Genomic DNA, 12,298 nt, shown 5'->3' with positions numbered 1-12,298 from the left:
CCACGCCCTCGTCACCGGACGGGTCAGGCGGCGTCCTGCCCTTCGTGCTCCTCCTGCTCGCCCTGCCGGCGCCGGAAGTGCCAGAACACCAGCACGCCGACGACCAGCACGGCCAGCACGATCGCGGAGTCCTTGCCGATCGTGGAGGCCACCTTCTGGTAGGACGCACCCGCGAAGTAGCCGACCAGGCTGAAGGTCACCCCCCAGACGAGGCCGCCGAGCGCGTTCCACATCAGGAACGTGCGGTAGCGCATCTGGCTCAGGCCGGCCAGCCCCGGCATGACCGCACGGAGGAAGGCCGTCCACCGGCCGAGGAAGACCGCCGGCCCGCCTCGCCGGCGCAACGCGTCCTGGGCGCTGTCGATCCTCGACCCGTGCCGGCGCAGCATCCTCAGCCGGAGCACGCGCGGCCCGAGGCGCTTGCCGACCTCGTAGCCCACCGAGTCGCCCACGATCGCGCAGAGGACGACCAGGACGACCAGCGTCACGATCCCGAGGTCACCCTGGCTGGCCAGGAAGCCGCCGAGGAGGACCGCCGTCTCGCCCGGGAACACGAAGCCGATGAACACCGCCGCCTCGCCGAAGACGAGCAGCCCGATGATCAGGTAGGCCACGATCGGCGGCACCGTCCGGATCGCGTCGATCACGCTGTGCACCATTCGGTGGAACCTACCTCCGGCACCTGTCGGTGACCTGACCACCGGCCTCGAACCTGCGCCACTCCCCCTCGGACACCACCTCGACGGCTCCGTCGACGACCGTGATCGCGCTCTGCTCGTCGAGGGCGTACGACGGGTGGTCGAGCCCGGCGGCCCACTGCTCGGCGCGGGCCGTCGTGTTGGTCGGGAACAGGTCGAGGTGCGGGAAGACCGAGAAGTCCACGACCCCGAGGGTGCGGTCGTCGGGAGCGCCGTGCCACTCCACGAACCGCTCGCCGATCCGCGGGGTCATCACCATGCTGCCGGCGCTGATGCCCACCCAGACCAGGTCGGGCAGCGTCGGCAGCAGGTCGGCCAGGCCGGACTCGCGCACCCAGTGGCACAGGTAGGTGGCGTCACCACCGTCGACCACGAGGACGTCGGCCTCCCGGACCCACGGCACCCAGCGGTCGGCGCCGATGCTGGGCAGGGCGGTGAGCTCGAGCAGGCCCACCGAGCCCCAGCCGAGCCCGGTGGAGTGCCGCCACGTCGGCTCGGCGGCGACGAACCCGCGGGCCGAGGCCGGCCCGCAGCTCGGGTGCCCCCACTGGGCGGTCGGGACGCAGAGCGCGCGGCTCTCCTCCACCGGCTTGCCGAGGAGGCGCACGAGGGCGGAGCGGATGGTGGGGTTGGTGACCCCACCTGAGGTGAGCAGGAGCTTCAACGGGTCCTCCGGACGTCGGGTGCACGGTCATCCTGCAGACCACGCACTGCCCGAGAACTCATCGGGGACCGGGAGGGGGCCCTCGCGCTCCGCACGCCGTAGGCTGGGCACACGTGGCGGGGGCGTTGTGGAGGCAGCTGTGAGGCAGGAGCGAGGCTGGTTGCACCACGACCAGAGCGCCCGGGTGGGTGCGATGGTCGCCGGCCTCTGGCTCGTCGCGATGACCGTGGTCAACCTGACGTTCCGGTCGACCTTCGTCCCCGACCCCCTGGTCACCCTGGCGCCGCTCGCGGTCTGCGCGGTGCTGCCCACGCGGGTGACGGCCGCGGTCGCCCTGGTCACCGTGGCCTGGTCGGGGTGGTCCGGCGCCTACAACGACGTCTGGGACACCGCCCAGCAGTGGGTGCGGTTCTCCAGCGTGGTGCTGATCAGCGGCGCCGCGGTGCTCATCGCCGCGGTGCGGATCCGCCGGGAGGCGGAGTTCGAGCGCGTGTCCCACATCGCCGAGGCGGCACAGCGGGTCATCCTGCCCGTGCTCCCGGACTCGGCGGCCGAGGTCCTGGTGCAGGCGCGCTACCGCTCGGCCTCCCGGGACGCGCTGGTGGGCGGAGACCTCTACGACTGCTCGCTGACCAGCGGCAAGGTCCGCTTCCTCATCGGCGACGCCCGCGGCAAGGGCATCGGCGCGGTCGAGCAGGCCGCGCGCGTGATCCGTGCGTTCCGGCAGTCCAGCGGCGTCCAGGACGACCTCGGGGCCCTCGCCCACGACATGGACGCCTACCTCCAGGCGTTCCTGGACGACGAGGGCTTCGTGACCGCGCTGCTCGTCGACGTCACCACTCCTGGCCGGCTCACCCTGGCCTCCTGCGGCCACCCACCGCCGCTGCTGCTCCGCCGCGACGGGACCGCGCGGCTGCTCGACCTGCCGCCCGGGCTGCCCCTCGGTCTGGGCGACTCCGCGGTCGCGGTCGACTTCGCGTGGAGCCCCGGCGACCGGCTCCTGCTCTACACCGACGGCCTGAGCGAGGCCCGGGACGACTCCGGACGGTTCCTCGCCCCGATCGACCTGGCCCCGACCGTCGCCTCGCACCCGTTGGAGGACGCCCTCGACGCGGTGCTGGACCAGGCGCGCCGGCACGTCCCGGGCCGGCTCCTCACCGACGACCTCGCGGTCGTGCTGCTGGAGAACACCGGCGAGCGTCGGCCGGCCCGCTTCGGCGGGCGGCTCGTCGAGTCCGCGGCCGGCCTGGCCGGCTAGCGCCGGGCAGCCTCGACCAGGCCGGCGAACAGCCCGACGTCGGCCAGCATCTCGGGGTGCCACTGGACGGCCACGCAGAACCGGGCGCCCGGGGCCTCCATCGCCTCGAGGGTGCCGTCCTCGGCCCAGGCGACCGGGGCGAAGCCGGGGTGCTCGCGGACGGCCTGGTGGTGGTGGCAGCGGACCCCGAGACCCTCGACGCTGCGGTCGCCGACGAGCGAGGCGAGCCGGGTGCCGGAGGCCAGGCGCACCCCGACCTCGCCGAACTCCCCCGGCGAGGGGCCGTGCTGCTCGTGGCCCACCTCGTCGGGCAAGTGCTGCTCCAGGGTGCCGCCCGCGCGGACGGCCATCACCTGCATGCCGCGGCACACACCGAGGACCGGCAGGACACGCTCCTCGGCCGCGTCGAGCAGCGCGATCTCCCAGGTGTCGCGGTCGTCACGCCAGCCGCGGGTGCGCGGGTGCGGCTCGGCGGCGTACTGGTGCGGCGAGACGTCCGCGCCCCCCGAGATCACCAGCCCGTCGAGGCGCGAGACGACCAGGCGCGCCGCCTCCTCGACCGAGGGGTGCGTGGTCGGCGGGAGCAGCACGGGCACGCCGCCCACGGCCTCGACCGCCCGCGCGTAGACCTCGGGCAGGAGGTCGGCACGGGTGTCCCAGACGCCCCACCGGGCCTGCTCGCGGTAGGCGGTCAGGCCGATCAGCGGGGTCACAGCGGCGTGACGTAGGCGCCCGAGATGCCGCCGTCGACGAGGAACGTCGACGCGGTCATGAAGGACGACTCGTCACTGGCCAGGAACAGCACGGCGTTGGCCATCTCCTCCGGCTCGCCGAAGCGGCCCATCGGCACGTGGACGAGCCGGCGCGCGGCCCGCTCCTCGTCGGTGGCGAACAGCTCCTTGAGCAGGGGCGTGTTGACCGGCCCCGGGCACAGCGCGTTGACCCGCACGCCCTGGCGGGCGAACTGCACGCCGAGCTCGCGGGTCATCGACAGGACGCCGCCCTTGGACGCGGAGTAGGAGATCTGCGAGGTCGCCGCGCCCATGACGGCCACGAACGAGGCCGTGTTGATGATCGAGCCGCTCCCCTGCTCGATCATGTAGGGCAGCACCGCCTTGCAGCACAGGTAGACGCTCTTGAGGTTGACGTCCTGCACCAGCTGCCACGCGTCGAGGTCGGTGTCGAGGATCGAGTCGTCCTGCGGCGGCGAGATGCCGGCGTTGTTGAAGGCGATGTCGATCCGCCCGTAGGTCGAGTGCGCCGTCCCGAAGAGCGCGTCGACGTCGTCCTTGCTCGTCACGTCCGTGTGGACGTAGGTGATGCCCGCCTCGGCGGCGAGGGCCTCGCCCTTGGCGTCGTCGAGGTCGCCGACGACGACCTGCGCTCCCTCCTCGAGGAACCGCTTCACCGTGGCGAGTCCGATCCCGGAGCATCCTCCGGTCACGACCGCGACCTTGCCGTCGAGCCTGCCGCCCATGGGGCGCCTCCCTTTCCCTGTGCTGGTGGTCGAGCTTGTCGAGACCACAATTACTGTGCGAAGAACACGTTCTTCTCCTCGGTGAACGCGTGGGGTGCGTCCGGCCCGAGCTCGCGGCCGAGGCCGCTCTGCTTGAAGCCGCCGAACGGCGTCCAGTAGCGCACCGAGGAGTGCGAGTTGACCGAGAGGTTGCCGGCCTCGATGGCGCGCGAGACCCGCAGCGCCCGCCCGAGGTCGGAGGTGTAGATGGAGCCCGACAGGCCGAACTCCGTGTCGTTGGCCAGGCGCACCGCGTCGGCCTCGTCGTCGAACGGCATCACCGCGACGACCGGGCCGAAGACCTCCTCGCGCCAGATCCGCGCGGCCGGGTCCTCGTTGAGCACCACCGTCGGCGGCATCCAGAAGCCGCCGTCCCAGTCGCCGCCCGACGGGGCGGAGCCGGTGAACGCCACGTCGACCCCGTCGAGGTAGCCCTGCACGGTCTCGCGCTGCTGGGCCGAGACCAACGGGCCCATCTCGCTGTCCGGGTCGCTCGGGTCGGTCACCCGCATCCCCTCCACCGCGGTCTGCAGGTGGGTGAGGAACTCGTCGTACGCCGAGCGCTGGACCAGGATGCGGGAGCGGGCGCAGCAGTCCTGGCCCGCGTTGTCGAAGACGGCGTACGGCGCGGCGGCCGCCGCGGCGGCGACGTCGGCGTCGGCGAACACCACGTTGGCCGACTTGCCGCCCAGCTCGAGGGTCACCCGCTTCACCTGGTCGGCGCAGCCGGCCATGATGCGCTTGCCGACCCCGGTCGACCCGGTGAAGCAGACCTTGCGGACGTCGGGGTGGGTGACGAAGCGCTCGCCGACCACCGAGCCCTTGCCGGGCACGACGGTGAGCACGCCCTCGGGCAGGCCCGCCTCGAGCGCGAGCTCGCCGATCCGGATCGCGGTCAGCGGGGTCAGCTCGGCCGGCTTGAGCACGACCGTGTTGCCGGCCGCGATCGCCGGGGCGAAGCCCCAGCCGGCGATCGGCATCGGGAAGTTCCACGGCACGATCACGCCGACCACGCCCAGCGGCTCGTGGAAGGTGACGTCGACCCCGCCGGCGACCGGGATCTGGCGGCCGAACAGCCGCTCCGGCGCGGCGGAGTAGTAGTTGACGACGTCGCGGACGTTGCCCGCCTCCCAGCGCGCGTTGCCCAGCGTGTGGCCGGCGTTGCGCACCTCGAGGTCGGCGAGCTCGTCGAGGTGCTCGTCGATCACCGCGGCGAACCGGCGCAGGATCCGCGCCTTGTCCCCCGGCGCGGTGTCGCGCCAGCCGGGGAAGGCCGCCTTGGCCCGCGCGATCGCGGCGTCGGTCTCCTCGACGCTCGCGGAGGCCACGTCGGCGACGGGCGCGCCGGTGGCCGGGTTGATGACGGTGTGGGTCATCTCTTCCTTCCTAGAGGCGTTCGAAGCCGCGACGGAGCTCCCAGTCCGTGACGGCTGCCTGGTAGGCGGCGAGCTCGACGTCGGCCATGTTGGTGTAGTGGTCGACGACCTCGTCGCCCAGGGTCGCGCGGGCCACCTCGGAGGCGGTGAACACCTCGCGCGCCTCGCGCAGTGTACGAGGCACGGTCGGGCGTCCCGACGTGTAGGCGTTGCCCTCCGTGGGCGGCTCGAGCTCGAGCCCCCGCTCGATCCCGTGCAGTCCTCCCGCCAGCATGGCGGCCAGGGCCAAGTAGGGGTTCACGTCGCCGCCGGGGACCCGGTTCTCCATGCGGGCGGCGGGCCCGCGGCCGACCAGACGGACGGCGCAGGTGCGGTTGTCCTCGCCCCACGCGATCGCGGTCGGGGCGAAGGACCCGTCGGCGAACCGCTTGTAGGAGTTGATGTTGGGGGCGTAGAGCAGCGTGAAGTCCGCCATCGTCGCCAGCACGCCGGCGATGAACTGGTCGTAGAGCTCGGTGCGGTCGTCCCTGTCGTCGTCCCAGAAGACGATCGACCCGTCCTTGCCGCGCAGCGACAGGTGGATGTGGCACGAGCTGCCCTCGCGCTCGTTGACCTTGGCCATGAACGTGATCGACCTGCCCTGCTGGGCGGCGATCTCCTTGGCCATCGTCTTGTAGACCGCGTGGTTGTCGGCGGTGACGACCACGTCGTCGTACAGGAACCCGATCTCGTGCTGGCCGAGGTTGCACTCCCCCTTGGCGCCCTCGACGTTCATGCCCGCGGCGTAGGTGGCGTTGCGGATCTCGCGCAGCAGGCCCTCGATGCGGGTGGTGCCGAGGATCGAGTAGTCGACGTTGTACTGGTTGACCGGGGTCAGCCCGTGGTAGTTCAGCTCGGAGGCGGCCTCGTAGGAGTCCTGGTAGGCCACGAACTCCAGCTCGGTGCCGGCGAGCGCGACGTAGCCCAGCTCGTCCGCCCGGTCGACCTGCCGCTTGAGGATCGTCCGCGGCGACTGGACGACCGGCTGGTGGTCGCCGCCGCTGCTCGAGGCCGGCCAGGCGAGGTCGCACTGCACCATCGCCGAGCCCGGGAGGTGGGGCAGCAGGCGGATCGTGGACAGGTCGAGCTGGAACTCCATGTCGCCGTAGCCGCGCTCCCACGAGGTGATCGCGTAGCCGTCGACGGTGTTCATGTCGACGTCGACCCCCAGCAGGTAGTTGCAGCCCTCGGTGCCGTGGCCGAGGACGTGGTCGAGGAAGTAGCGCCCGTGCAGGCGCTTGCCCTGCAGACGCCCCTGCATGTCGGTGAAGGCCACCACGACGGTGTCGATCTCGCCGCGCTCGATGCGCAGGCGGAGGTCGTCGACGCCGAGGTGGCGGTCGTTGCGCAGCGGCGGGGCGTCGGGGTTCGACGGGGCCATGCGGGGTCCTTTCGGTCAGGGTCCGGTCAGGTCGAGCAGCCCGCGCAGCAGCGCGGCGGTGTCGTCGCAGTGGCGCTCCATCACCAGGCGCGCCTTGGGCGGGTCGCGCTGCAGCACCGCCTGGACGATCGCGCGGTGCTGGGTGTCGGAGTGGGCGATGTTGGCCTCCAGGACGGGGATCGCCTGGAGCATGTCGTGCAGCATCGACTGGGCGGCGGTGACGGCGTCGAGGAGCAGCCGTGACCCGGAGGCCGTGGCCAGCGCGAGGTGCAGCCGGGAGTCGGCCTGCCGGTGCCGCCCCGGCTCGCGCGCCTGCTCGACCTCGATCAGCGCCGAGGTGAGCATCATCCGGTCCGCGGCCGGCAGGTCGCGCGAGGCGGCGGTCCAGCAGGCCCCCGGCTCCACGACCCGTCGCAGCACCAGCGAGTCGAGCAGCTCCTCGCGACGTCCCGCGAGCCGCCCGCGCTCCTCCTCGGAGGGGACGGGCGGGCGGTAGACCACGCGCGTGCCGCCGCCGCGGCCCCGCGTGGTCTCGACCATGCCGGCCTGGCGCAGCGCGGCGATGGCCTCGCGCAGGGTCGCCCGCGAGACCGACATCCGCTCGGCCAGGTCGCGCTCCGCGGGGAGCGTCGAGCCGTAGGGATAGGCCCCGAGCCGGATGGCGGTCGCGAGCTGCTCCACGCAGCCCTCGAACGCGTGGTGGGTGCGCACGGGCCGCAGCACCGCGTGCCCCAGCCCGGGCTGCCGGGCGACGCCAGGCATGGCACCCCTCCTAGTCGTCCTCGGCCAGGATCTCCCGACGGGCCTCCTCCTGCCCCTCCCCCTCGTCGAAGATGTCCTCGAGGTCCTTGGTCGTGTGCTCGCCCTTGGCGCCGTGCATGAAGTGCTGCCGGCCGCCGACGAACCAGGTCACGGTCGCGAACAGCAGCACGGTGAGGACCGCCACCGGCGCGTAGTTGAACGTGCTGTCGCCGAGCGTGCCCGGGGAGTACTGCGGCAGCATGAACAGGATCACGATGAAGATCACCCAGACCACCGAGATCCAGCCGACCGGGGCGCTCCAGCGACCGAGGCTGAACGGCCCGTCCTGGAAGTCGGGCTTGAGCCGGCGCAGCATCACCGGCGTGACGTAGGCGATGTAGAGGCCGATGACCGCGATCGACGTCACCGCGAAGTAGGCCGTGAGCGACCACAGCGAGGGCAGCGTCAGCACCACCGACCAGAACACGCAGAACCAGATCGAGTTCGTGGGCGTGCCGGTGCGCGGATTGACCTTCGACCACAGGCGCGAGCCCGGGAGGGCGTTGTCGCGCGAGAAGGCGTAGGACATGCGCGAATTGGCCGTCACCGACGCCATGCCGCAGAAGAACTGCGCCACGGCCGCGATGAGCAGCATGAAGACGCCGAGGTCCTTGCCGGCCGCGTCGATGAAGATCTGGGCGGGCGGCAGGCCGGTGTCGGAGTTGCGCGCGCCGGAGTAGCTCTGGATGGCCGCGGTCACGCTGACCAGCAGGACCCAGCCGGCGAGGATCGAGACCCACACGCTGCGCACGATGCCCTTGGGCGCCTCGACCGAGGCGTTCTTGGTCTCCTCGGCGACGTGGGCGGAGGCGTCGTAGCCGGTGTAGGTGTACTGCGCCATCAGCAGGCCGATCATGAAGACGTAGAGCGGGTTGCTGAAGCCGGTGTCGTTCTTGAACTCGGTGAAGGTCCAGGCCAGCGACTGGTGCTGGTCGGGCACGATCCACAGGATCGCCACGATCAGGCCCACGCCCGCGAGGTGCCACCAGGCCGAGACCATCGACAGCAGGTTGACCAGGTTGACGCCGAAGGTGTTGAGCAGCCCGTGCAGCGCGATGATGACCAGGAAGGCGATGAACGTCGAGGTCGGCGTGACCGAGATGCCGAACATCAGGTTGAGGGCCGCCATCCACGTGATCGCGGCGCCGTAGTCGATGGCCGCGGTGACCGCGACCTCGCCGAGGAAGTTGAACCACCCGACGTACCACGCCCAGACGCGCTTGTTGCGCCTGGCCAGCTGGCCCGCCCAGTAGTAGAGGCCGCCCGCCGTGGGGTAGGTCGAACAGATCTCGGCCATCGAGAGGGCGACCAGGAGGACGAAGATGCCGACCAGCGGCCAGCCGAGCGAGATGACGATCGGGCCGCCGGCGTCCATCGCGAGGTAGTAGGTCGTGATGCACCCGGCCAGGATCGAGATGATCGAGAACGACACCGCGAAGTTGGAGAACCCGGACATGCCCCGGTGGAGCTCCTGGGTGTAGCCGAGCTCTGCCAGGCGTTTGGCGTCGGCGTCGTCGAGGTCTGCGCTGCTCATCGGGGACCGCCTTCCACGAGGGCTGTGATGCTTCGGAGTGTGGCGAAGGCGGCCACCCCCGTCAATGGTTCGACCTCACACCAATCGGACGGATCGGCAAGGATGCGGACATGACTCGCGTGCACGCTTTCACCGACGACGTCCTCGCCGACCACGACGCGGTCGGGCTCAGCGCCCTCCTCCGGAGCCGCGAGGTCGGCGTCCTCGAGGCGGTCGACGCCGCGATCGCCCGCGCCGAGCAGGTGCAGCCGGCGCTGTGCCCGGTCCAGCACGCGGCGTACGACGAGGCGCGGCGCGAGGCCGCGCGGCTCGACCGGGACGGCCTCGGGGACGAGGCGTTCGCCGGGCTGCCGACCTTCATGAAGGACAACGTCGACGTCGAGGGGATGCCGACCAACTTCGGCAGCGTGGCGTACGTCGCCCGGCCGGCCCGGCACGACGGCGGCGTGATGAAGCAGTGGCGCGGGCTCGGGACCGTGACGCTGGGCAAGAGCAGGCTCCCGGAGTTCGGGCTCACCGCGTCGACGGAGTTCCTCACCGAGGACCCGGTCCGCAACCCGTGGCACACCGGCCACTCCGCAGGCGCGTCCTCCGGCGGCGCCGCGGCCCTGGTCGCCGCGGGGGTCGTCCCCCTCGCCCACGCCAACGACGGCGGCGGCTCGATCCGCATCCCGGCCGCGGCCTGCGGGCTGGTCGGGCTCAAGCCCACCCGCGGACGGCTCGCCGCCGAGCTGGCCGACACCGTGCTCCCGGTGCAGGTGGTGGCCCAGGGTGCGGTCAGCCGGACCGTCCGCGACACCGCCCACTTCCTCGCCGCCGCCGAGCGGGTGCGCCCCGCCCGCCGGGGCCTGCGCCCCGTCGGGCTCGTCGAGGGGCCCGCCGCGCGCCGGCTGCGGATCGCCGTCATGACCGACTCGGTCACCGACATCCCGACCGACGACGCGACCCGCGCGAGCGTGCTCGGCACCGCCGACCTCCTCGCGGCCGCGGGCCACGAGCTGGTCGAGGAGCGCCTCCCGATCGACCCGGCGTTCGCCGACGACTTCGCGCTCTACTGGGCGCTGCTCGGCCTGCTCACCTCGCGGCTGGGCAAGGTGCTCTACTCCCGCGACTTCGACCACGCGCAGGTCGACCCGATCGTCAAGGGGCTGGCCGCGATGGTGCCAGGCCGGTGGCGCTCGCTGCCCGGCGCGATCCGCCGGCTGCGCGGCGCGGGCGCGCTCTACCACGAGGTCTTCCGCCGCTTCGACCTCGTGCTGACCCCTACGCTGGGCCACGTGACGCCGCCGATCGGCCACCTCGGCTCCGACGTCGAGTTCGACCTGGTCTTCGAGCGGCTGCGCGCCTACGTCGGGTTCACCCCCGCCGCCAACGTCTCCGGCGGGCCGGCGATCACCGTGCCCACCGGCCTCGGCGAGGTCGAGGGCGGCTCGGTCCCGCTCTCGGCGATGCTCTCGGCCGACCACGGCCAGGAGCGGACCCTGCTCGAGGTCGCCTACGAGCTCGAGGCCGCCCGGCCGTTCCCGGTGATCACCGGCTGACCCCGAGGGCGAGCACCTCGTCGAACCCCTCGCGCAGGCACTCGAGGAACACCTCCAGGTCCGGCACGGCGCCGGTGTCGACGTCCACGCCGACCGCGCACGTGTCGACGTACGACATGAGCGTGACGTTGACCGCCGAGCCGATCGTCGGGCCGAAGGGGTACTGCACGAGCACCCTGGCTCCCCCGAGCCACACCGGGACCGGGATCCCCGGCACGTCGCTGGCGAGCACGTCGACGTGGCGCAGCATCGCGGCGAGGTAGGCGTGCGGCAGCAGGTTGAGGGCTCCGGCGATGGCCTGGGTGTAGGGCAGCGAGCGCTCGGAGCGCATCCGCTGCGCGCGCACGTGGATCGCGCGCATGCGGGTGTCGGCCCGCGGGATGCGGGCGGGCACGTCGAAGCGCATCAGCGTGATGCGGTTGCCGCCGAGGGCGTCGCCGTCGTCCCGCAGGCTCAACGGCATGGTGACGTGCAGGTCGCCGACCTCCGCGCGGTGGCGCTCGTGGTAGCGGCGCACGCCGCCCGTCACGGCCGCGAGGAAGGCGTCGTTGAGGGTCGCGTCGCAGGCGTGCGCGGCCTCCTTGAGGCCCGCGAGCGGGACCTGGTGCACCCCCAGCTGCCGGACCAGGCGACGCTCGGACATCAGCGCGGAGCCGGTCCGGTTGATCGGCCGCACGGTCCGCGCCACCGACCCGGCCACCGCGGCGACGTCGCGCGCGGTCTCGACCGGGTGCAGGGCGCCGCGCAGCATCCCCGGCACCGACCGCAGGGTCGTGCGGGCCAGCGTGCGCACGGCGGAGAGGTCGTAGGCCGCGGACGCGGTCCAGGGCGCCCAGCGCCCCGCCTCCGGCGCCACGGGTACGGCGGGCAGCGGTCCCCTCTCCGTCGGCTCGGGGCCGAGGTCGAGGATCGACAGGGCCAGCTGGACCCCGCCGATGCCGTCGGTCAGCGCGTGGTGGAGCTTGACCAGCAGGGCGGCCCGTCCGGGCACCCCGTCGACGGTGAGCCCGTCGACGATCGTGGCCTCCCACAGCGGCCGGGCGCGGTCGAAGTCGGCCATCTCGGCCCGCCGGGCCATCTCGAGCACGACGTCGAGCCCGGGCGCCTGCCCGTCGACGGGGCTGGCGGTGACGTGGCGCAGGTGGAAGTCGAGGTCGAGGTCGGGGTCGTCCTCCCAGCGGGGCGGGGCGGGCGGGGCCGAGGGCACGACCCGCTGCCGGAACTGGGGGACGGTGGCGACAGCCCGCTCGAACCCCTCACGGACCCGGGCGGGGTCCGGCGGACGGTCCAGGACGAAGACGGTGACGACCGTCGAGCGGAGCGCGGCGTCGTGCTCCATCTCCCAGGTGAAGGCGTCGCTGTTGCTGAGGAACTGCGGACTCGAGGTGACCATGTCGACTCACCCTCCTGCTGCTCACGCTACGCCCGCGCGCGGGCCCGGGAGGCCGGCGCGGGTGTGGCGTTGGCGACTCCGGAGGAGCCCCGGGAGG

At 72.5% G+C, this 12,298-nt stretch carries 11 protein-coding genes; 2 read left to right on the top strand and 9 right to left on the bottom strand.

Going from position 1 to position 12,298, the window contains the following annotated elements:
* Window positions 1-23: 23 nt before the first annotated feature.
* Both J2S63_RS15455 and J2S63_RS15450 read right to left on the bottom strand, forming a co-directional pair.
* The gene (locus J2S63_RS15455) at window positions 24-659 is read right to left on the bottom strand and encodes a DedA family protein (RefSeq protein WP_310304007.1); all 636 of its coding nucleotides are present in this window, start codon (window positions 657-659) and stop codon (window positions 24-26) included.
* Between the two features lie 10 nt (window positions 660-669).
* Entirely contained in the window at window positions 670-1,362 is a 693-nt protein-coding gene (locus J2S63_RS15450; protein ID WP_310304005.1) for a Type 1 glutamine amidotransferase-like domain-containing protein, read from the bottom strand.
* Window positions 1,363-1,501: 139 nt separating this feature from the next.
* Here J2S63_RS15450 and J2S63_RS15445 point away from each other — a divergent pair, with 139 nt between their 5' ends.
* Entirely contained in the window at window positions 1,502-2,620 is a 1,119-nt protein-coding gene (locus tag J2S63_RS15445; protein ID WP_310304004.1) for a PP2C family protein-serine/threonine phosphatase, read from the top strand.
* Here J2S63_RS15445 and J2S63_RS15440 read toward each other — a convergent pair.
* The 6 genes from J2S63_RS15440 to J2S63_RS15415 are packed head-to-tail and all read right to left on the bottom strand — an operon-like array spanning window position 2,617 to window position 9,267.
* Window positions 2,617-3,333 (bottom strand): gamma-glutamyl-gamma-aminobutyrate hydrolase family protein, encoded by a 717-nt coding sequence (locus J2S63_RS15440; RefSeq protein WP_310304002.1) that lies wholly within the window; start codon window positions 3,331-3,333, stop codon window positions 2,617-2,619. The genes J2S63_RS15445 and J2S63_RS15440 overlap by 4 nt on opposite strands.
* Complete coding sequence (locus tag J2S63_RS15435) at window positions 3,330-4,097, bottom strand: 3-oxoacyl-ACP reductase (RefSeq protein WP_310304000.1); 768 nt, start codon at window positions 4,095-4,097, stop codon at window positions 3,330-3,332. The genes J2S63_RS15440 and J2S63_RS15435 overlap by 4 nt, the downstream gene beginning before the upstream one ends.
* Window positions 4,098-4,147: 50 nt before the next feature.
* Entirely contained in the window at window positions 4,148-5,512 is a 1,365-nt protein-coding gene (locus J2S63_RS15430; protein WP_310303998.1) for an aldehyde dehydrogenase family protein, read from the bottom strand.
* 10 nt (window positions 5,513-5,522) lie between these two features.
* Window positions 5,523-6,932, bottom strand: coding sequence for a glutamine synthetase family protein (locus tag J2S63_RS15425; protein ID WP_310303996.1), 1,410 nt, complete (start codon window positions 6,930-6,932; stop codon window positions 5,523-5,525).
* Window positions 6,933-6,947: 15 nt separating this feature from the next.
* Window positions 6,948-7,694 (bottom strand): FadR/GntR family transcriptional regulator, encoded by a 747-nt coding sequence (locus tag J2S63_RS15420; RefSeq protein ID WP_310303994.1) that lies wholly within the window; start codon window positions 7,692-7,694, stop codon window positions 6,948-6,950.
* Window positions 7,695-7,704: 10 nt separating this feature from the next.
* A complete protein-coding gene (locus J2S63_RS15415; RefSeq protein ID WP_310303992.1) occupies window positions 7,705-9,267 on the bottom strand; it encodes an amino acid permease in 1,563 nt (520 codons plus the stop codon).
* Window positions 9,268-9,377: 110 nt separating this feature from the next.
* Between J2S63_RS15415 and J2S63_RS15410 the strand changes: the two genes are divergently transcribed.
* Window positions 9,378-10,808, top strand: a complete 1,431-nt coding sequence (locus J2S63_RS15410; RefSeq protein ID WP_310303990.1) for an amidase — start codon at window positions 9,378-9,380, stop codon at window positions 10,806-10,808.
* Here the strand turns inward: J2S63_RS15410 and J2S63_RS15405 are convergent.
* On the bottom strand, window positions 10,798-12,201 hold the full coding sequence (locus J2S63_RS15405) for a wax ester/triacylglycerol synthase domain-containing protein (protein WP_310303988.1): 1,404 nt from the start codon (window positions 12,199-12,201) through the stop codon (window positions 10,798-10,800). The two genes, J2S63_RS15410 and J2S63_RS15405, sit on opposite strands and share 11 nt — an antisense overlap.
* Window positions 12,202-12,298 lie beyond the last annotated feature (97 nt).

This window comes from Nocardioides marmoribigeumensis (assembly GCF_031458325.1).
Classification (GTDB): Bacteria; Actinomycetota; Actinomycetes; order Propionibacteriales; family Nocardioidaceae; genus Marmoricola_A; species Marmoricola_A marmoribigeumensis.
This window is presented reverse-complemented; position numbering and strand designations above follow the sequence as displayed.